We start from the raw sequence: 19,646 nt of genomic DNA on the forward strand, positions 1-19,646 counted from the left end.
TCGATGAGCCTCGGACCGGCTCCGAAGGTGGGTCTCGGGCCGGCGGGCTCGAGTTGTCGCGTCACGGCTTCGGCGGGGCTCCGATCGGCAACCTGTTCCAGGAGGTGCCGGAGGAGCAGGCGCGCGCCACGATCGACGCGGCGTGGGACAGCGGGGTGCGCCTGTTCGACACCGCGCCCCACTACGGGCTCGGCCTCTCGGAGCGCCGCCTCGGCGCCGCTCTCGAAGGCCGCTCGGGCTACGTCCTTTCCACGAAGGTCGGGCGCCTGCTGGTGCCCGCGCCATCGCAGGGCGGCCGCGACGACGAGGGCTTCGACGTGTCCGCCGAGCTCCAACGGGTGTGGGACTTCTCCGGCGACGGCGTACGCAGGTCACTGGAGGAGTCCCTGGCCCGCCTCGGGCTCCCGTCCGTCGACATCGCACTCATCCATGACCCCGATGACCACCTCGAGCAGGCGCTCGCGGAGGCGTACCCGGCGCTGGCCGAGCTGCGGGCGCAGGGCGTGGTGAAGGCGATCGGCGTCGGGATGAACCAGTGGCAGGCGCCGCTGCGCTTCGTCCAGGAGACCTCCATCGACGTCGTCATGCTCGCGGGCCGCTACACCCTGCTCGACCAGTCCGGCCTGCCGCTCCTTGAGGAGTGCGTCCGGCGCGGGGTCAGGGTGCTGGCGGCGGGCGTCTTCAACAGCGGCATCCTGGCCACGCCGCGGCCGTCGGGCACGTACAACTACCAGCCCGCTCCGGCGCCGCTGCTGGAGAAGGCGACGAGGATCGCGGAGGTCTGCGAGCGCCACGGCGTCACGCTGCCCCAGGCGGCCATGGCCTTCCCCCTGTGCCACCCGGCCGTCGCCTCGGTCGTCCTGGGCGCCCGCTCGCCCGAGGAGGTCACCACGAACGCAGCCCTGTGGTCCCGCCCGGTCCCGGACGAGGTGTGGGAGGAGCTGAAGTCGGAGGGCCTGCTGTCGTCGGAAGGGGCCGGCTGAGGCCGCAGGGCTTTACGGCCGCCGGACGGTAGGGCCGTCCCTGGCCAGGCCCGGCGACGGCGCTGCCGCCGGACGCCGCGGCTGCTCCGGAGTGGGGCGGCTCGCTGTCCCATCGGCGGGCGGGCGTGCGGCCGTCCCTCGCGAGCGGCGGCCGTGGCGCTGAGGTCAAGGTCGTTACCGCGGCTCGACAGCGGAGGGGTCGCCACGCACCGCGCCCCGGTCCGCCCGGGTCGGGGTCAGGAGGGGAGGAACAGCCAGGACTTCGACGGCCCGGGCTCGTACGGGGAGTCGAGGCGCTTGGCCACGATCCCGGGCAGGCCCTGCTCGCGGGCGGCCCGGCGTACGGGGTCCGCCTCGCCCGGCCACGACGGGGCGGTCTGCCAGTGGCCGCCCGCCAGCTCCAGCGCCTCCAGCGCCGCCCGCCGGACCGTGTACGGCTGGCCGACCAGCGAATGGCCGTCGTCGTACAGCAGGTCGTAGAACACCAGGATCTCGGCGCCCCCCAGCGTGGCCAGTTCCCCGTCCAGCATCGCCGTGCGGCTGCCGAACGACCTCGCCAGCTCCCGCAGCCACGGATGCTCGCGCGCGGCCGTGGTGCGCCCGCCCTCGATGGGCACGAGCAGGCGCCGCCCGCCCCACGCGAACTCGAACGCGTAGGCAGAGACGTCTTTCGGCGGTTTGGCGCGTTCCGTGGGAAGCATGGGCCCGACCTGCGGGAACGGGTCCCGGGCCAGGGCGTCCATGCGGTGGATCATCCAGTTCTTCCCCCGCGTCTGGAAGAGCACGAAACGCCCGGAGGCTCGTTTCCCGTGCAGGACGAACTTGACCTCGCGGTCCGACCACTTCTCCGTCTCGTACGTGCCGGTGTCCCAGATGGTCATCGTGCCGCCGCCGTACTCGCCCTTGGGGATCTCGCCGTGGAACGTGAGGTACTCCATCGGGTGGTCCTCCGTCCGCACGGCCAGGTGGTTCGTGCCGGGGTCGGCAGGCAGGCCCTTCGGGACGGCCCAGGAGACGAGGACGCCGTCGCGCTCCAGGCGCAGGTCCCAGTGGAGGGAGCGGGCGTGGTGCTCCTGGATGACGAACGCGTTGCCGGCTCCGGTGGAGGGCGGCGACGAGGGGATGGGCTCGGGGGTGCGGCTGGCGTCGCGTTTACTCCGGTATCGCTCCAGTTTGTCGGACACGACAGGGGTACTACCCGCCCGTGCTTTCCCGGATCATCAACCGGTACGGCACCCGGATCTCACGTGCCTCTCTGGATACGTCGGCCATGCGCTCGGCCAGCAGGTCCACCGCCTGGCCGGCGATCGCCTGCTTGTCGGGGGAGATCGTGGTCAGGGTGGGGGTGCCGTACCGGCCGTCCTCGATGTCGTCGAAGCCGGCCAGCGCCACGTCACCCGGCACCGCGAGGCCGCGCTCGAGCAAGGTCCTCAGGGCGCCCAGGGCCAGGAGGTCGCTGAAGCAGAAGACCGCGTCGGGCGCCGCGCCGGAGTCGAGCAGCTCGGCCATCGCGCGGGCCCCGTCCGCCCGGTGGTACGCCTCCACGGGGACCACCAGCCGGTCGTCCTGCGGCAGCCCCGCCTCCTCCAGTGCCCGGCGGTAGCCCTCGAGGCGCAGCCGGGACGTCTCCGCCGCCTCGTCGTCCTTGGCCCCGATGGCGGCGATGCGGCGGCGGCCGAGCGAGACCAGGTGCAGGGTCGCCTCCTTGGCCGCCGCCACGTTGTCCACCACGATGTGGTCGGCCGGACCTTCGTAGATCCGCTCGCCCAACAGCACCATCGGCGTGTCGTCCATGCGGGCGGCCAGGTCCTCGGGCGTCAGGGCCAGCGGGCTGAAGATCAGGCCGTCGATCAGGCGGGCGCGGAAGCCCTCGGCGACGAGCTGCTCCCGCTCGCGGGAGGCGCCCGTATGGTCGATCAGCACCGTCAGCCCCCGCTCCTCCGCCGCCGCCACCACGAACCTGGCCAGCTCCGCGAAGTACGGGGTGTCCAGCTCGGGCACGGCCAGGGCGATGATCCCGGTGCGGCCCTGCCGCAGGTTCCTGGCCGACAGGTTGGGCCGGTAGTCGAGCTCCTTGATGGCCGCCTCGACCCGGGTCCTGGTAGCCGGTGTGACGTGCACGTAGCCGTTCACCACGTTGGAAACGGTCTTCACCGAGACGCCGGCCAGGCGGGCCACGTCCTTGAGGCCGACGCGAGCTTTGTCCATGGGCAGAAAGTGTATGCGGTTCTTTACAACGTTGAATACAACGATGTAAAGATGGGCCAACCTGGCCTCGGCGGTGGAGATGGAGCAGCAGATCCAGGGCGTGGTGGCGACGGCCGACCACGTGGCGGCCAAGCTCGGCAGCCGCAAGCGGCTCAAGGTCTCCTTCGACGAGTGGAACGTCTGGTCGCACAGCCTGTTCGGCGGCGAGGGCAGCCTCGACTGGGCGCACGCGCCGCGCATCATCGAGGAGGAGTACGACGTGGCCGCCGCCGCGGTCGTCGGCGCGACGATCGACGGGGACCGGCTGAACGTGGTGCTCCCGCCCATCTCGTTCAACGTCGTGAAAGCCTCGTGAACGGGTTTCGAGGTCCTTGAGCAGCCACAGCGCCGTACGACGGCATGTGCCCGGTGATCAGTCCAGCTCCAGCGCCTTGCGCAGCCACGACTCCACGCCCGCCACGTGCACGGTCGCCCAGGAGCGGGCGACGTCGGCCTGGCGGGCGGCGATGGCCTCGTAGATCGCGGAGTGCTGCTCCCGCGTCTTCTCCATCGCGCCCTCCTGCGTGAGCCCGCGCCAGATCCGGGCCCGAGTGGTCGGACCTGACAGGCTCTCGATGAACGAGCAGAGCACGCTGTTGCCCGATCCCCGCGCGATCCGGTGGTGGAACTGGAGGTCGTTGGCCACCAGCTCCTCGACCGTGGGCTCGGCGGGCAGCGACTCGAGGATCATGCGCAGCTCCGCGATGTCCTCATCGGTCATCAGCTCGGTCGCCATCGCCGTGGCGGCCGGCTCCAGGATGCGCCTGACCTCGAAGAACTGGATCACCGTGTCGTCGCGGTGCAGATCGAGCACGAACGACATGGTGTCGAGCAGCAGGCGCGGCTCCAGGCTGGTGACGTACGTGCCATCGCCCTGACGTACGTCGAGCACGTTGATCAGGGACAGTGCGCGTACGGCCTCACGCAGCGAGTTGCGTGACAGGCCGAGGCGCTCGGCGAGGTCGGCCTCCTTGGGCAGCCGGTCGCCTGGAGCCAGCTCGCCGGAGACGATCATCTGCTTGATCTTGTCGATGGCCGCGTCGGTGACCGCCACGCTTCTCTCCCTAGACATCGGATGTCTAGGAGTCTAGAGCCTGGAAGCGGACCGGATCGACACCGGGGACCCGGCGAACCTCACCCCTGGCCTCCAGGGCGCGCAGGTGCGCCGCCGCCTCTCCGGCCGCCATGCCTCTCAGCATGGGGGACAGGTCGTCCCATGGCCTGTTCCACGTCATCATCGCGGCGACCTCCCAGATGGTCTGCGGCTCCGGCCGCTGGGCCAGGAGGGCGCGCAGCCGTTCGAGCTTCTCCTCGTGATGGTGGCGGATCTCGGCGGCTCGCGCGGCCACATCCGGAAATATCCACTCATGTGCGGGGAGGGCGTCGAGCGGCCCCAGCTCGCCGACCCGGGCCAAGGAGTCCAGGAAGTCACCCAATGGATCGACATCGTCCCGGTCGTACGGATATATCCCGACGTGGGGAGTGATGTCGGGGAGGACGTGGTCGCCGGTGAACAGCCGGTCAGCGTCCTCCAGGTGCAGGCAGATGTGCCCGGGGGTGTGGCCGGGCGTGTGCACGGCCCGCAGCTTGCGCCCCGGCAGGTCCACCAGGTCGCCGTCGCGCAGCTCGCGGTCGGGCAGGGCGGGCGGCGTCGGGCGGCTCACCGCCTGCCGCACCTCGCGGGGGTCGGCGCCCGCCCGCCTGAGCATGTCGGACTGGAAGCTCTCGTGCTCGTCGGGCGGATACTCGTGCATGAGCCTGACCAGCGCCGCGTCATTCTCGTGCATGGCGATCCACGCCCCGGACCGCTCTTTGACCCGCCCGGCGAGCCCGGCGTGGTCGGGATGGAAATGGGTGACGACCACCCCGCGTACCGTGCTCACGTCGAGCCCGAGCGCCGCGAGCCCGCCGCTGAGCGCCTCCCAGGCGTCCGGATGGTTCCACCCGGCGTCGACCAGCACCGGCCCCTTGGGCGACTCGAGGGCGTAGACGAGGGTGTAGCCGAGCGGATTGCCCGGGATCGGCACCGGCACGCTCCACACCCCGCCGCCGAGGTCCTGCGGCCGCTGCTCGGAGTACGGCCTGCGTCTGCTCTTCATGCGCCCCATCTCGTTGTGCTAACCGACCCGCTCCAGGACGGTGGCCGTGGCCAGCGCACCGCCGGCGCACATCGTGACCAGGGCGGTGGCCGAATCGGAGCGCTCCAGCTCGTGCAGCGCCGTGGTGATCAGCCGCGCGCCCGTGGCGCCGACCGGATGCCCGAGAGCGATGGCGCCTCCGTTGACGTTGACGCGGTCGAAGTCGGGCTCGTGCACGCTCGCCCACGACAGCACAACCGACGCGAACGCCTCGTTCACCTCGAACCTGTCGATGTCGCCGATCGTCATCCCGGCCGCCGCCAGCACCTTGGCCGTGGCCTCCACCGGCCCGTCCAGATGGTAGTGCGGCTCCGCGCCCACGAGCGCCTGCGCCAGGATCCGCGCCCTGGGCCGCAGCCCGTTCCGTGCGGCCGCCTCCTCGCTCATCACCAGCACGGCCGCGGCGCCGTCGGAGATCTGCGACGAGGTGCCCGCGGTGTGCAGCGCGCCCTCGGCGACGGGCTTGAGCTTGGCCAGTGTCTCGACCGTGGTCTCGCGTAGTCCCTGGTCCCTGCGTACGTCCCCGACGGGTACGATCTCCCGCTCGAACCGCCCGTCGGCCCATGCCTTGGCCGCCAGCCGCTGCGAGCGCGCCCCGAACCAGTCGAGCCGCTCCCGCGTCAGCCCGCGCCGCCGCGCGATCCGCTCGGCGGCGGTGAACTGGTCGGGCAGGTCGACGCTCCAGTCGTCCGGCTTGGCCCTGGCCGGCGCCACGTTGCTGCCGAGCGGGGCCCGGCTCATCACCTCGACGCCGCACCCGATGCCCGCCTCGATCACGCCCGAGCTCACCAACGCCGCCGCGAGGTGCACCGCCTGCTGCGACGACCCGCACTGCGCGTCCACGGTCGTCACCCCGGCCGTGTACGGCAGCCCGGCATACAGCCACGAGTATCGCCCGACGTGCCCGCCCTGCTCGCCCGCCTGCGTCACGCACCCGGCGAAGACCTGGCCGACGACCGCAGGATCGATCCCCGAGCGCTGGACGAGCCCGTTCATCGCGGTGGCCAGGACCTGTTGTGGCTTGAGCCCGGCCAGCCAGCCCGCCTGCTTGCCGATGGGAGTGCGAACGGCCTCGACGATCACAGGTGTGCCCACAGTCGCCTCCAGAACGATGCTCTGGCACCGACTGTAACGCGTTCTACTTTGTCGCGGAACCCTCCAGCACCTCCGGCAGGCCGAACGTCTCGAACAGTTTCTTCTCGAAGAACATGACGCCGTGGCTGATCCGCTCCCCGGAGAACGTCACCACCATGAGCGAGAACTGCCGGTAGACGCCGTCCTCGCGCAAGTACATGGCGAAGGCCGGCTGCCCGTTGGCGGCGGCCGGCACCAGCTTGAGATCGCCGGGGCCCTTGGCGGGGCACCGCGTCTTCATGAGCTCCACGATCGTCTCCGTCCCCTGGTACCAGCCGACGAAGGGCGGCATCTCCCAGATCGCGTCCTTGGTGAACTGGGAGACCAGGTTGTCGAAGTCGTAGTTCTCGAATGCCGCCACGTAACGCTCGAGCTGGGCCCGCTGCTCGGGCGACAGCGGCTCGACCGGGTCGTCGGGGCTCGGCTGCACCTGGTTGAGCTGGGCGCGGGCCCGCTGGAGGATGCTGTTGACGGCCGCGGTGGACGTCTCAAGCGCCTCGGCCACCTCGGCGGCCTTCCACTTGAGCACGTCGCGCAGGACCAGCACCGCGCGCTGCCGGGGCGGCAGGTGCTGCAGCGCGGCGATGAGGGCGAGCCTGATGCTCTCGCGCGAGGTCACGATCGAGGCGGGGTCGTCGCCGGCCGCGCCCGCCAGCGCGTCGGGCACGGGCTCCAGCCACGGCACCTCGTTGTTCTGCACCAGGGGAGCGGCCGGTTCGGTGCTGGGGGCGCCGAGACCGGTGGGGAGCGGCCGCCTGCCGCGGCTGTCGAGCGCGGTCAGGCAGGCGCTGGTGGCGATGCGATAGAGCCACGTACGCAGCGAGGAGCGCCCCTCGAAGCCGTCGTAGGCCCGCCACGCGCGCAGGTACGTCTCCTGGACGAGGTCCTCCGCGTCGTGCACCGAGCCCATCATCCGGTAGCAGTGCGCGAGCAGCTCGCGCCGCATCGGATCAGCCTGCTGGAGGAACTCCTCGGTTGTCGGCTTGTCGGTCATACCTCTCTGTATAGACCTCGCCACTGACAAGCCGATGAGTTTCCACCGCACGGCCGGTCCATTAAGGCGAACCATTTGCGGGCCAAGGGAATGACCATGATTTCGAACGTTTCGCGCTGGATGGCGCTGGCCGTGCTGTGCACCGGAATGCTGATGATCGTCCTCGACGTCACCGTGGTGAACGTGGCGCTGCCCGCGATCCAGAACGACCTGGGCTTCACCCAGTCCAGCCTCGCCTGGGTCGTGAACGCGTACCTGATCGCCTTCGGGGGCCTGCTGCTCCTGGCGGGCCGGCTGGGGGACCTGACCTCGCGCAGGGGCGTCTTCCTCGCCGGGCTGGCGGTGTTCGTGCTGGCCTCGCTGGCGTGCGGGCTGGCGGGCAGCCAGGAGGTGCTGATCGCCGCGCGGTTCGTGCAGGGCGTCGGCGGCGCGATGACCTCGGCCGTCATCCTGGGCGTGATCGTCACCATGTTCCCCGAGCCGCGCGAGCGTGCCAAGGCCCTCGGCTTCTACAGCTTCGTCGCCTCCGCGGGCGGCTCGATCGGACTGCTGGCCGGTGGCGTGCTCACGCAGGGCATCAACTGGCACTGGATCTTCTTCGTCAACATCCCCATCGGGCTGGCCACCGGGGTGGCGTCGATGCAGCTGCTGCCCAGGGACCGGGGCGTCGGCCTCGGCCGGGGCGCCGACCTGCTGGGCGCCGTACTGATCACCGCGGCCCTGATGCTGGGGGTCTACACGATCGTCAAGCCCGCCGCCGAGCTGGGCTGGGGCTCGGCGCAGACGCTGTCGCTCGGGGGCGCCTCCGTTCTGCTGCTCCTGCTGTTCGTGCTGCGCGAGGCCACGGCCCGCGAGCCGCTGGTCCCGCTGCGGATCTTCCGCTCCGCGAACGTCTCCGGCGCGAACGCCATCCAGGCGCTGACCGTGGCCGGCATGTTCGGGATGTTCTTCCTGGGGACGCTGTATCTGCAGCGGGTGCTCGGGTACGACTCGCTCGCCACGGGCCTGGCGTTCCTGCCGCAGAGTGTCCTGATGGGGGTGTTGTCGCTGCGTTACTCCGAGCGGCTGGTCACCCGGTTCGGCGCCAGGACCACCCTGCTGGGCGGGCTGGCGCTGATCGCCGCCGGGCTGGCGCTGTTCGCCCGGGTCCCGGTGGGCGGGAGTTACCTGGTGGCCGTGCTGCCCGCGACGCTGCTGCTCGGTGTGGGAATCAGCGGCGCGTTCCCGGCGCTGGCCGCGCTGGCCATGTCCGGCGCCACGCGGGACGACGCCGGGCTGGCCTCGGGCCTGGTGAACACGACCACGCAGGTGGGCGCCGCGATGGGGCTGGCCGTGCTGGCCACGCTGTCGGCCACCCGGACCGGCCGGCTCGCCGCCGAGGGCCGGTCCGAGGCGGAGGCGCTGACCGGCGGGTACCAGCTCGCGTTCCTGATCGGGACGGCCCTCGTCGCGGTGTCCTTCGTCATCGCGCTCACGGTGCTCAAGCCGGAACGCCCTGAGCCTGCTGAGGAGGCCCACGACGAGCTCCCACTCCACGCGGGCCGCTGACCCCCAGAGGTCAGTGGACGACAGTGAGGACGATCTTGCCGGTGGTGCGGTTCGTCTCGCCGAGCTCGTGGGCCTTGGCGGCCTCGGCCAGCGGGAGGGCGGCGGCGATCTCCACCCGCAGCCGGCCCGCCTCCACCAGGGCCGCGAGCGCGCGCATCGCGGCCTGGTCCGGCTCAACCAGCATGGTCGCCGAGCGGATGCCCAGCTCGTCGGCCTTCGCCCGGTCGCTCGCGTCAAGCTTGCTGAGCACGATCGAGACGAGCGTGCCACCCGCCCGCATGGTGCGCAGCGAGCGCGCGCCGTAGTCGCCGCCGATGGCGTCGAGCACCACGTCCACGTCCCGCACGACCTCGGCGAAGTCCTCGTTCCGGTAGTCGACCAGCTCGTCGGCGCCCAGATCGCGCAGGAACTCGTGCTTCGCCGCGCTGGCCGTCCCGATGACGTACGCGCCACGCGCCTTGGCGATCTGGACCGCGAGATGCCCCACCCCGCCCGCGGCGGCGTGAATCAGCACGCGCTGCCCGCCCTTCAGCCCGGCGACGTCCACGAGCGCCTGGTACGCGGTCAGCCCCGCGAGCGGGATCCCCGCCGCATGGACATGGTCGATGTTGGCGGGCTTGCGCGCGAAATGCCGGGACGGCGCGGTCACGTACTCGGCGAAGGCACCGTGCGCGTCCGGGTACTTCAGCATGCCGAACACCTCGTCGCCCGGCTTGTAGAGCGCCTGCCCGACGCCGGAGTCCTCGACCACGCCCGAGACCTCCCACCCGAGCACGAACGGTGGCCCGTCCGTCAGGGAGCCGCCGCCCGCGCGGGTCTTCCAGTCGGTCGGGTTCAGCCCGGCCGCCTCGACTCGCACCAGCACCTCGGTCGGGCCGGGCACCGGCTTTTCCACCTCGACCATCTTCAGCACTTCTGGGCCACCCAGGGTGTCCTGGCTGATCGCTTTCATCTTCATGGGACCAGCCTGCTAAGAGAGGCGCCAAGCTCGCGAGTGGCCCAAAGGCCATTCTGTGTAAAGATCGGGCCATGCATCGAGTCGTCGTTCTCGCCGTTGACGGGATCATCCCGTTCGAGTTGAGCGTTCCCTCCCGGATTTTCGGCGTCGCGCAGGGCGCCGGCGGCGAGCCGCTCTACGAGGTGGTCACCTGCACGCCCGACGGCAGGCCCGTCGCCACCGCCGCCGACTACTCGGTCCTGGTCGAGCACGACGCGAGCGCGCTGGAGAGTGCGGACACGGTGGTGCTGCCCGCCGCGGGATGGTACTCCGAGGTCACGACCAAGGACGCGCTGCCCGCCCCGCTCGCTGGAGCGCTCGCCAGGATCCGGCCCGGCGCCAGGATCGTCTCCATCTGTCTCGGTACGTTCGTGCTGGCGGCCGCGGGCCTGCTCGACGGACGTCCGGCGACCACGCACTGGCGTGATGCCAGGCGGTTCGCCGCCGCGTTCCCGAAGGTCCGGGTGGACGCGGACGTGCTCTTCGTGGACGACGGCGACGTGCTGACCTCGGCCGGCGCATCGGCCGGGGTCGACCTCTGCCTCCACCTCGTCCGCCGCGACCACGGCAGCCGGGTCGCCAACCAGGTGGCCAGGATGTGCGTGGTGCCGCCGTGGCGGGACGGCGGCCAGGCGCAGTACATCGAGCACCCGGTGCCCGAGCCGTCCAGCGTCGGCACCGCCCCCACCAGGGCCTGGGCCATGGAACGGCTCGGCACCCCGCTCCAGTTGGACGACCTGGCGAGCCATGCCGGGATGAGCAGGCGCACGTTCACCCGGCATTTCCGGCAGGAGGTGGGGATGAGCCCGGGCCAGTGGCTGATCCAGCAGCGCGTCGCCCTGGCCAGACAGCTACTGGAGACCAGCGATCTCCCGGTGGACCGCATCGCGGACCGAGCCGGTTTCGGAACACCGGCCTCCCTCAGGCAACATCTGCAGGCCGCGGTGGGGGTCTCACCACATGCGTACCGCCGTACGTTCGCGACGACTACCCACAGCGGGAAATGACGCTCTCAGATGCCGGCGAGCAGCCTTGCCGCGGCGGTTTCGATGCGGCGCTGGATCTGGTCGTAGGTGCGGCGGCCGCGCAGCATCTCGAGGAGCTCCTGCACCCACACGCTGGCCAGGGAGCCCGCGAGGTCGAGCTGCTCCTCGCTCGCGTCTTCGAGGCTCAGGCCGTCGGCCGAGACGCGTAGCAGCAGCCCCGTCATGCGCTCGCCGAACGGCGTCTGCACCTCTGCCATGATCAGCGAGCGGATGAGCGCGTCGGCCAGCTCCGGCTCGCGCATGAGCCCGCGCGTCGCTCTCATCAGCACGTCCACCGCGCGGCTCGACGGGGTGGCGGCCCCGGGCGGCCTGCGCTCGATGCTGCTTTCCAGCAGGTCGATCTCCTCGCCGACCACCGCCACCACCAGGTCCATCTTGGAGGGGAAGTAGCGGTAGAGGGTGCCGAGCGCCACGCCCGCGCGCTCGGCCACCGTGCGCATCTGCATGGCCTCGACCCCGCCGCGCGAGGCGAGTGCGGCGGCCGCCTGGACGATGCGCTTGCGGCGTTGGTGCTGGCTGCGCGTACGGACGCTGTGCCCGCCCGTCGTGGGGTGGCTCTCCATGGTCCCCTCGGTGTCGCTGGAGGGCGCGGCGATCGTCGCGTGCGTGGTACGCATAAGAACACGTTATCTGATTTCTTGATATCGCGGCTTGTTACTCGCGGGTCACAAAGTGGCCGTATAGCCCCATGTCTTCGGCGTTACAGGCATATGTCCCGACTTATCGGCATGGGGTGGCACTGGACAGATATTAGAATCTGTTCTAGTTTGCGATCGGTTGGCCGAGCGCTTGGTGGAGGCCCTGGATGACCGCGGACACGCTGGCGGCCCTGCTCCTCGCACGGGCCGGGGACGATCGACCTGGGCTGATGTTCGAGGACAAGGCGTGGTCGTGGCGCGAGCATGTGGCCGCCTGCCGGGCTGCCGGGGCCTGGCTGTCCGGGCATGGGGCCCGGTTGCACGTCGGGGTGCTCAGCGAGAACGTCCCGGAGCTGGTGTTCCTCGTGGGCGGGGCGGCGCTGTCCGGGCACGTGGTCGTCGCGCTGAACCCGACGCGGTCGGTCGATGAGCTGATCCGCGACGCCCGCGCCACCGATGTGGACCTGCTCCTGGCCGACGACCCCTATGCGTCGGCGGCCGGTCAGGTGTCCGAGGCGCTGGGGGTGGACGCGATGCCCCTGTCCGCGGCCGGGCTCGAGCCGCCTGCCACGCCGGAGGATGCGCCCGGGGACCTCGTGATGCTGATCTTCACCTCCGGCACCTCGGGCCGCCCCCGCGCCGTGCGGATCACACAGCGCAAGCTCGCCCTGCCCGGGATGAGCCTGGGGGCGCGGCTCACGCCTGCCGACGTCGTGTACTGCTCGATGCCGCTGTTCCACTCCGGCGCCCTGATGGCCGCCTACGCCCCGGCCGTGGCGTCGGGGGCGGCGCTGGTGCTGCGGCGCCGGTTCTCCGCGTCGGGCCTGCTGCCGGACATCAGACGGTACGGCTGCACGTACCTGCACTATGTCGGCAAAGCGCTCTCCTATGTCCTGGCCACTCCGGAACGCGCGGACGACGCCGACAATCCGCTGCGGCTCGCGTTCGGGAACGAGGGCAGCGCGGTGGCGACCAGGAGGTTCGGGGAGCGGTTCGGGTGCCGGGTGATCGACGCCTTCGGTTCCACGGAGACGGCCATCTCGCTCAGCCCCGACCCGTCCGGGCCGCCAGGATGCCTCGGGCGGCTGCCGGCAGGCGTCCGGATACTCAACCCCGTGACCGGGAGCCCGTGCCTGCCGGGCCGCATCGAGGACGGCCGCCTGCTCAACGCGGAGGAGGCCGTCGGCGAGCTGGTCAACGTCGCCGGGCCGGGATTGTTCGAGGGCTACTACAACGACCCGGAGGCGGACGCCGAGCGCATCAAGGACGGCGCGTTCTGGTCGGGCGACCTGGCGTACGCGGACGAGGACGGCTACGTGTTCTTCGCCGGGCGCGGCACCGAACGCCTGCGCGTGGACGGCGAGAACCTGGCCGTCGCGCCCATCGAGGCGGCGCTGAGGGAGTTCGCCGGGGTGGTGGAGGCGGCGGTCTATCCGGTGCCCGACCCGGCGGCCGGCGACCAGGTCATGGCGGCGCTCGTGCTGGAGGGCGGCTTCGACCCGGACGCGTTCACGGCGTTCCTCGCTTCGCGCCGCGATCTGGGTGCAAAGTCCTTGCCTCGATTTATCCGCCTTTCTGGGGATCTGCCCCAGACGCCCTCGCACAAGGTCCTCAAACGGGTCCTCGCCCGCGAGGGCTGGCGCACCGCCGACCCGGTCTGGCGGCGCACGGGTTCGGGGCTCCGGCCGCTGACCCACGCGGACGTCAAGGGGATCGAGGAGGAGTTCGTACGGCACGGCAGGCAACACCTCTTGGAGACGTGAATGGACTTCAACCTGGACGAAACCCAACAGGACCTGCGGAAGTTGGCGGCCGAGGTGCTGGCCAAAGAGGACGGCGAGCGATTGCGGCAGGCCGGGCTCATGAGCGTGTGCGTGCCGGAGGAGGCGGGCGGAGCCGGGCTCGGGCCGGTTGAGATGGCCGTGGTGCTGCGGGAGGTGGGTGCGCGCGCGGCCCCGGTGCCCGCGCTGCCCACGTTGGTGAGCACGCTGACCCTGGCCCACTTCGGCACCCTTGACCAGCAGCGCCGCTTGAGCTCTGGGGCCACTGTCGCGCTTCGCGAGCCCGGGAGGGCACTGGCCGACCCGCCCCTGACCGCCGCCAGGACTGTTGACGGCGGCTGGGCGTTGACCGGCCGCAAGGTCTCGGTGCCCTACCCCGAGGCCCCGGTGCTGATCGGCGCCGACGAGGGCTTGTTCCTGGTCGGGTCGCCGTCCGCCACCCCGGAGTACACCTCCACCGGCGAGCCCGCCGCCACAATCGTGCTGGACGGCACCCCGGCCGAGCGGGTCGCGGGCCCCGAGGCGGTCACCGGAGCCAGGCGGCTGTTCATGGCGGCCGTGGCCGCCCAGGCCAGTGGCGTGCTGGCCGGCGCCCTGGAGCTGACCACCGGATACGTCAGGACGAGGAAGCAGTTCGGCCGGGCGCTGGCCGAGTTCCAGGCCGTGACCATGCAGATCGCCGACGTCTACATCGCGGCGCGGGCCCTGGACGTGGCCATGTGGTCGGCGGTCTGGCGCCTGGGGGAGGGCCTGCCGGCCGACCAGGACCTGGCGCTTGCCGCGTACCACGTCAGCGAGGCGTTCAGGGCCCTCTACACCTGCCAGCACCTGCACGGCGGCCTGGGGCTGGACGTGACGTACCCGCTGCATCGCTACTTCGCCCAGGCCAAGCACCTGTCCCACCTGCTCGGCGGCGCAGACGCCCAGCTCGACCTGATCGGAGCGCTCGTCTGATGCTGATCGACCTGACCCCCGCCCAGCGCGCACTGCGGGACGAGCTCCGCGAGTACTTTCAGGGCTGCCTCACCGCCGATGACCGCAGGAAGATCGCCGAGGACCCGTTCGGCGAGGCGTACATGGAGCACTGCCGCCGCCTCGGCCGCGACGGCAAGCTGGGTCTCGGCTGGCCCAAGGAGTACGGCGGAGGCGGTTACGGCCCCCTCGAGCAGCAGATCTTCGCCAACGAGATAGCCCGGGCGGGCGTCCCGTACCCGATCATCACGGTGCAGACCGTGGGGCCGACACTCATGCAGTACGGCACGCAGGAGCAGAAGGACCTCTTCCTGCCGCGCATCCTCGCCGGGGAGTGCCACTTCGCCATCGGCTACAGCGAGCCCGAGGCCGGCACCGACCTGGCCTCCCTGCGTACCACGGCGGTGCTGGACGGCGAGCACTACGTCGTCAACGGCCAGAAGGTCTTCACCAGCGGCGCGCACTACGCCCAGTACATCTGGCTGGCCGCCCGCACGAACCCCGAGGCCAAGAAGCACAAGGGCATCACCATGATGATCGCCTCCACGGACGATCCCGGCTTCTCGTGGACGCCGATCGTCACCATGGACGGCCGCCACCACACCAACGCCACCTACTACAGCGACGTACGCGTCCCCGTGAACATGGTGGTCGGCGAGGTGGACCGGGGCTGGGACCTGATCGTCAACCAGCTCAACCACGAACGCGTCACGCTCGGCCCGGCAGGCAACCTCGGGCAGACCTATGACCGCTTCCTCACCTGGGCCCGCCGCACGGGGCTGGCGGCGAATCCGGACGTACGGCGGGCGCTGGCCAGAGTGTGGGCGGCCTTCCGCACCAACGAGCTGCTGAACTGGCAGGTCGCCGCGAACATGGACCTCGGCTGGCTGGGCGCGCCCGACGCCTCGGCCACCAAGATCTACGGCTCCGAACGCATGCAGGAGATCGGCAGGCTCGTCGGCGACATCCTGTCCAGGTACGGAGACCCGTCCGACCCGGAGACGGCCGAGCTGCTCGAACGCATGGACCACGGGGTGAAGGGGGCGGTGGTGCTGACGTTCGGCGGCGGGGTGAACGAGGTGCAGCGGGAGCTGATCGCCATGCTCGGCCTGAGCCTGCCGAGGCCGCCGCGATGACTCTTCCCATGGGCGACGAGGAGCTGCACGAGCTGGCCGGCAAGCAGGCGGCGCTGGGGGAGGTACGCGGCACGCCGGCGCGCGACCCCGTGAACGCCCCCATGATCAGGCACTGGCTGGACGCCATGGGGGACGAGAACCCCGCGTACCTGGAGAAGGGGGTCGCTCCACCCGCGATGGCCCAGGTGTGGACGATGCCGGGCGTGCGGCGTTCGGCCAAGGACCGTTCGCCGGTGGACGACATGATGGCCGCGCTCGACGCGAGCGGCTACCCGGGCGTGGTGGCGACGAACTGCGAGCAGACCTACCACCGGTACGCGCGGATCGGGGAGCGGCTGATCCCGGCCACCCGGTTCACGGACCTGGCCGGGCCCAAGCGGACGGCTCTGGGGGTGGGGTTCTTCGCCACCTGGACGGTCACCTGGTACAGCAGCGAGGACGACGAGCCGGTCGCCGAAATGCTCTTCCGGGTCCTGAAATTTCGCCCACGGGCCGGGGAACGCGGCGGGACGTACCCTCTCCAACCCGCCATCAACCAGGACACCGCGTTCTTCTGGGAAGGCGTGAAGCAGGGCGAGCTCCGCATCCAGACCTGCGCCGACTGCGGCGAGCTCCGCCACCCGCCCGGCCCGATGTGCCCCCGCTGCCGCTCGGCCAACCGCTCCCACACGGTCGTGAGCGGTCGGGGAACCCTCTACAGCTACGTCGTCCACCATCACCCCCCGGTGCCGGGCAGGGAGACGCCGTTCGTGGTGGGCGTGGTGGAGCTGCCGGAGGGCGTACGGATTGTCGGAAACGTCGTGGACTGCCCGATCGAGGAAGTGGTGGTCGGCATGCCGTTACGCGTGACGTACCGGCGGATGGACGACCAGCTCGTCCTCCCGATGTGGACGACAGGGGAGGCGTGATGGAGATCGGAGCGGCCCTGCCGGAGCTGACCATCGACCTCACGCCCACCGTGGTCATCTCCACGGCCCTGGCCACCATGGACTTCACGCCGGTCCACCATGACGTCGAGGGCGCCCGGGCCCAGGGCTCGAAGGACATCTTCCTCAACATCCTGACCACCATGGGCCTGGTCGAGCGGTACGTCACCGACTGGGCGGGTCCCGAGGCCGTCATCGAGCGCATCGCGGTCAAGCTGGGCGTGCCGGCGTACGCGGGGGACCGCTTGTCCTTCAACGGGACGGTCGTGTCACGCGCGGACGGCCGGCTCACGGTGGAGGTACGGGGCAAGGTGAGCCTGGGGGACCACGCCACAGGAACCGTCACCCTGGTCGAGGAGGGTACGCGGTGTTGAGCGGCCGTACAGCGATAGCCGGCATCGGCGCCACCGAGTTCAGCAAACAGTCGGGGCGTTCGGAGCTGCGGCTCGCCGCCGAGGCCGTGCTGTCGGCACTGGACGACGCGGGCCTGTCACCTGGTGACGTGGACGGCATGGTGACGTACACCCAGGACTCCAACCAGGAGATCGCCGTGGCCAGGGAGACGGGGATCGGGGACCTGACGTTCTTCTCGCGGGTCGAGTACGGCGGCGGCGCGGCCTGCGGGACCGTGGCACACGCCGCCATGGCGGTGGCCACGGGAACGGCGCGGACGGTCGTCTGCTACCGCGCCTTCAACGAGCGCTCGGGCCGCCGCTTCGGCCAGCCCAACAGCCGCCTGACCGGCGAGCCCACCTCGCAGGGCCTGGAGATGAGCTGGCACGTGCCGTTCGGCCTGATGACGCCCGCGGCGTGGGTGGCGATGTTCGCGCGCCGCTACATGCATGCGTACGGCGCGACCTCGGAGGACTTCGGCCGGGTGGCGGTGGCCATGCGCCGGCACGCGGCCACCAATCCGGCCGCCTGGTTCTACCAGCGCCCCATCACGCTGGAGGAGCACCAGGCGTCCAGGTGGATCGTGGAGCCGCTGCACCTGCTCGACTGCTGCCAGGAGAGCGATGGCGCGGTGGCCCTGGTCGTCACGTCGGCAGAGCGGGCCCGCGACCTACGCAGATCACCCGCCCTCATCGCGGCAGCGGCGCAGGGCTCGGCCGCCGGCCAGATGATGATGACCAGCTATTACAGAGACGACATGACAGGCCTCCCCGAAATGTCTTTGGTAGGCCGCCAACTCTGGAACATGTCCGACTTATCCCCCAAAGACATCCAAACGGCCATCCTGTACGACCACTTCACCCCGTTCGTCCTGGCCCAACTCGAGGAACTGGGCTTCTGCGACCGAGGAGAGGCCCCGGACTTCCTCAGGGAGGGGACCATAGAGCTGGCCGGCAAGCTCCCGGTCAACCCACATGGGGGCCAGCTGGGGGAGGCCTACATTCACGGCATGAACGGCATAGCGGAGGCGGTACGCCAGATCAGGGGAACGGCGGCCAACCAGCTCACGAACGTGCGGAACGTACTGGTCACGGCGGGCACAGGCGTACCGACAAGCGGCCTGATCCTCTCAGCCGAGTAACCAACGGGTAGGTGGGCCGACGAGCGCCCACCCGTTGCCCGTCCGGGTGGTCGGCCTGCTGGACCCCACCCCGGACGGGCCTCGCTTTCGCTCGTCCCGGGCCGCGCCTGCCGGCGCGCAAAGGTCTTCGCCAGGGGGCGCTCCGCGCTCGGGGGGTCAGGCGTTTCATATTGAGGCGCCTGTCGGCGCACCCCCCGCGCCTTGCGGCGCCATCGCCCACCCCTTACCCAGTTACCGGGTTGGCCTGCTGGATCCGGGCCCCATCCAACCAGCTTCGCGGCACCGAGGTCCGTACTCCCGCCTCTGATACCGCGTCGTTTCTGGGGTTGGCATCTGAATCTCCTCGCGGACGTTGAGCCTTTGGGGGATTGACGGCAACTACAAGCCTTATAGCCGACCATGTACCTGCTGATAAGTTGCGTGCTCAGGCGCCTGTCAACCTCCGCCGTCTGCGATGGCGCAGCCGCTCTCCCAATGCCCTGAGCCTGTCCAGCTTGAGATCCATTGGATCGCCTTCGGCCGCATCGAGCAGATAAGACTTCAACAGCGCTTCCGTGTCATGCGTCATGGCAAGCCGATCGAACATGTCCTTAAGGGAGGAAAGCGCTTGGGAACGTGTGCCGGCATCGTCGGCAGAAGCGGCCGTCCCCCTCTCCACCTCGTTCAGCAGCTTCCCAACGGCCTGATGTGACATGCCAAGCAGGTAACCAATGTCGCGGTGGACGTAACCTCTTCGCGCCAGATCAGCTGCCGTAGCTTGCGTCGCTTCTGCAGCCTTTTGTTTGACGAGAGTCGCCGCGAGGCGGGTCACCAGCGTGGCCTCCAGTTCTGTAGCCACTTCATCGTCGGCCACAGTCAATTCGAAGCCGGCGTCAATCTCGGAGACGTCCACATCCAGCATCGTGGCCACCAGGTCACGCGCCATCTCCTCAGCTTGCTCCAAGCGCTTCACCTGTGTGTGGTAGCTGCGCTTGAGGCCCGGTCCGGAGACGGTCAAAGCCCACCAGCCGTCGCTCCTACTGGCGGTGATGGTGTAGGCGTCGCGCTTGCTCACTGCTCCTCCTGCTCCTTCGCGACCTCAGCGAGGATGCTCTCCCAGTTCTCCAAGATTCCTTTCGCCGTGCGCTCGTTGACCTCCGAGTGGCGAGGCACAGGCATCGCCTCCGAACCGGCATGCCACTTGGTGTGGCTGCCGCCTTCGGTGGAGTGAACGGGTACGCCATACTCCTTGGCGAGCTTGCGCATCCGCCGCTCCAGATCCCGCTTCCTCATCATCAGTGTAGGCTACCGAGGTTGCATAAATTAAGGCAACTTAGGTTGCATAATCGCCGGCGACATCTGTCATCAGCGCTGTTGCCCGATAATCTCCCCGGGAACCCGTCTGAGCCCGAGACGCTTCGCTGTGGACGCATGGCGTTCCTGCTCGTGTCTTGAATTGGATACCGCGAGCAGGTTCCGGCAGGCGTCGGCGATGGACCGCGCGGACGGCAACCTTCTCTAACCACCGCGGAAAGCTCGGGATTCACGTCTTGCGTCTCCAGAGCTTGCCCGTCGTCAGGTCGAGGTAGACGC

General features: G+C 70.2%; 20 protein-coding genes. 10 read left to right on the plus strand and 10 right to left on the minus strand.

What is annotated here, in order from left to right; translation table 11 throughout:
• Window positions 1-53 precede the first annotated feature (53 nt).
• Entirely contained in the window at window positions 54-983 is a 930-nt protein-coding gene (locus ABN273_RS21450) for an aldo/keto reductase (protein ID WP_349450720.1), read from the plus strand.
• A gap of 236 nt (window positions 984-1,219) precedes the next feature.
• Here ABN273_RS21450 and ABN273_RS21455 read toward each other — a convergent pair whose 3' ends face one another.
• Both ABN273_RS21455 and ABN273_RS21460 read right to left on the minus strand, forming a co-directional pair.
• Window positions 1,220-2,167 (minus strand): DNA polymerase ligase N-terminal domain-containing protein, encoded by a 948-nt coding sequence (locus ABN273_RS21455; protein ID WP_349450721.1) that lies wholly within the window; start codon window positions 2,165-2,167, stop codon window positions 1,220-1,222.
• A 10-nt stretch (window positions 2,168-2,177) separates the two neighbouring features.
• Complete coding sequence (locus tag ABN273_RS21460; RefSeq protein WP_349450722.1) at window positions 2,178-3,191, minus strand: LacI family DNA-binding transcriptional regulator; 1,014 nt, start codon at window positions 3,189-3,191, stop codon at window positions 2,178-2,180.
• 79 nt (window positions 3,192-3,270) lie between these two features.
• On the opposite strand from ABN273_RS21460, the gene ABN273_RS21465 reads away from it, so the two are divergent.
• A complete protein-coding gene (locus tag ABN273_RS21465) occupies window positions 3,271-3,546 on the plus strand; it encodes a hypothetical protein (RefSeq protein ID WP_349450723.1) in 276 nt (91 codons plus the stop codon).
• 57 nt (window positions 3,547-3,603) lie between these two features.
• On the opposite strand, the gene ABN273_RS21470 is transcribed toward ABN273_RS21465, so the two are convergent.
• The 4 genes from ABN273_RS21470 to ABN273_RS21485 are packed head-to-tail and all read right to left on the minus strand — an operon-like array spanning window position 3,604 to window position 7,496.
• Window positions 3,604-4,284, minus strand: a complete 681-nt coding sequence (locus tag ABN273_RS21470; RefSeq protein ID WP_349450724.1) for a FadR/GntR family transcriptional regulator — start codon at window positions 4,282-4,284, stop codon at window positions 3,604-3,606.
• A gap of 25 nt (window positions 4,285-4,309) precedes the next feature.
• Window positions 4,310-5,329 (minus strand): MBL fold metallo-hydrolase, encoded by a 1,020-nt coding sequence (locus ABN273_RS21475; protein WP_349450725.1) that lies wholly within the window; start codon window positions 5,327-5,329, stop codon window positions 4,310-4,312.
• 18 nt (window positions 5,330-5,347) lie between these two features.
• Entirely contained in the window at window positions 5,348-6,463 is a 1,116-nt protein-coding gene (locus ABN273_RS21480; RefSeq protein ID WP_349450726.1) for a steroid 3-ketoacyl-CoA thiolase, read from the minus strand.
• A 43-nt stretch (window positions 6,464-6,506) separates the two neighbouring features.
• On the minus strand, window positions 6,507-7,496 hold the full coding sequence (locus ABN273_RS21485) for a sigma-70 family RNA polymerase sigma factor (protein ID WP_349450727.1): 990 nt from the start codon (window positions 7,494-7,496) through the stop codon (window positions 6,507-6,509).
• Window positions 7,497-7,592: 96 nt separating this feature from the next.
• Here ABN273_RS21485 and ABN273_RS21490 point away from each other — a divergent pair, with 96 nt between their 5' ends.
• Window positions 7,593-9,044 (plus strand): MFS transporter, encoded by a 1,452-nt coding sequence (locus ABN273_RS21490; RefSeq protein WP_349450728.1) that lies wholly within the window; start codon window positions 7,593-7,595, stop codon window positions 9,042-9,044.
• Between the two features lie 10 nt (window positions 9,045-9,054).
• On the opposite strand, the gene ABN273_RS21495 is transcribed toward ABN273_RS21490, so the two are convergent.
• Window positions 9,055-9,996: an NADP-dependent oxidoreductase gene (locus ABN273_RS21495; RefSeq protein ID WP_349450927.1), complete on the minus strand. Its 942-nt coding sequence runs from the start codon at window positions 9,994-9,996 to the stop codon at window positions 9,055-9,057.
• Window positions 9,997-10,073: 77 nt separating this feature from the next.
• On the opposite strand from ABN273_RS21495, the gene ABN273_RS21500 reads away from it, so the two are divergent.
• On the plus strand, window positions 10,074-11,048 hold the full coding sequence (locus ABN273_RS21500) for a GlxA family transcriptional regulator (protein ID WP_349450729.1): 975 nt from the start codon (window positions 10,074-10,076) through the stop codon (window positions 11,046-11,048).
• A 5-nt stretch (window positions 11,049-11,053) separates the two neighbouring features.
• On the opposite strand, the gene ABN273_RS21505 is transcribed toward ABN273_RS21500, so the two are convergent.
• Window positions 11,054-11,704: a TetR family transcriptional regulator gene (locus ABN273_RS21505; protein WP_397147535.1), complete on the minus strand. Its 651-nt coding sequence runs from the start codon at window positions 11,702-11,704 to the stop codon at window positions 11,054-11,056.
• Between the two features lie 188 nt (window positions 11,705-11,892).
• Between ABN273_RS21505 and ABN273_RS21510 the strand changes: the two genes are divergently transcribed.
• From ABN273_RS21510 to ABN273_RS21535, 6 genes are read left to right on the plus strand one after another with little or no spacing between them, the layout of a single operon-like run.
• Window positions 11,893-13,488, plus strand: a complete 1,596-nt coding sequence (locus ABN273_RS21510; RefSeq protein ID WP_349450730.1) for an AMP-binding protein — start codon at window positions 11,893-11,895, stop codon at window positions 13,486-13,488.
• Window positions 13,489-14,460, plus strand: a complete 972-nt coding sequence (locus ABN273_RS21515; RefSeq protein WP_349450731.1) for an acyl-CoA dehydrogenase family protein — start codon at window positions 13,489-13,491, stop codon at window positions 14,458-14,460.
• The gene (locus tag ABN273_RS21520) at window positions 14,460-15,614 is read left to right on the plus strand and encodes an acyl-CoA dehydrogenase family protein (RefSeq protein ID WP_349450732.1); all 1,155 of its coding nucleotides are present in this window, start codon (window positions 14,460-14,462) and stop codon (window positions 15,612-15,614) included. The genes ABN273_RS21515 and ABN273_RS21520 overlap by 1 nt, the downstream gene beginning before the upstream one ends.
• Window positions 15,611-16,522, plus strand: coding sequence for a bifunctional MaoC family dehydratase N-terminal/OB-fold nucleic acid binding domain-containing protein (locus ABN273_RS21525; protein ID WP_349450733.1), 912 nt, complete (start codon window positions 15,611-15,613; stop codon window positions 16,520-16,522). The genes ABN273_RS21520 and ABN273_RS21525 overlap by 4 nt, the downstream gene beginning before the upstream one ends.
• On the plus strand, window positions 16,522-16,914 hold the full coding sequence (locus ABN273_RS21530; RefSeq protein WP_349450734.1) for a MaoC family dehydratase: 393 nt from the start codon (window positions 16,522-16,524) through the stop codon (window positions 16,912-16,914). The genes ABN273_RS21525 and ABN273_RS21530 overlap by 1 nt, the downstream gene beginning before the upstream one ends.
• Entirely contained in the window at window positions 16,911-18,074 is a 1,164-nt protein-coding gene (locus ABN273_RS21535; protein WP_349450735.1) for a lipid-transfer protein, read from the plus strand. Before ABN273_RS21530 ends, ABN273_RS21535 begins: the two co-directional genes overlap by 4 nt.
• Window positions 18,075-18,498: 424 nt before the next feature.
• Here the strand turns inward: ABN273_RS21535 and ABN273_RS21540 are convergent, their stop codons facing one another.
• Both ABN273_RS21540 and ABN273_RS21545 read right to left on the minus strand, forming a co-directional pair.
• On the minus strand, window positions 18,499-19,128 hold the full coding sequence (locus tag ABN273_RS21540) for a hypothetical protein (RefSeq protein ID WP_349450736.1): 630 nt from the start codon (window positions 19,126-19,128) through the stop codon (window positions 18,499-18,501).
• On the minus strand, window positions 19,125-19,349 hold the full coding sequence (locus ABN273_RS21545; RefSeq protein ID WP_349450737.1) for a hypothetical protein: 225 nt from the start codon (window positions 19,347-19,349) through the stop codon (window positions 19,125-19,127). The genes ABN273_RS21540 and ABN273_RS21545 overlap by 4 nt, the downstream gene beginning before the upstream one ends.
• Window positions 19,350-19,646: the final 297 nt, after the last annotated feature.

It is taken from the genome of Nonomuraea sp. B19D2, assembly GCF_040137845.1.
GTDB lineage: Bacteria > Actinomycetota > Actinomycetes > Streptosporangiales > Streptosporangiaceae > Nonomuraea.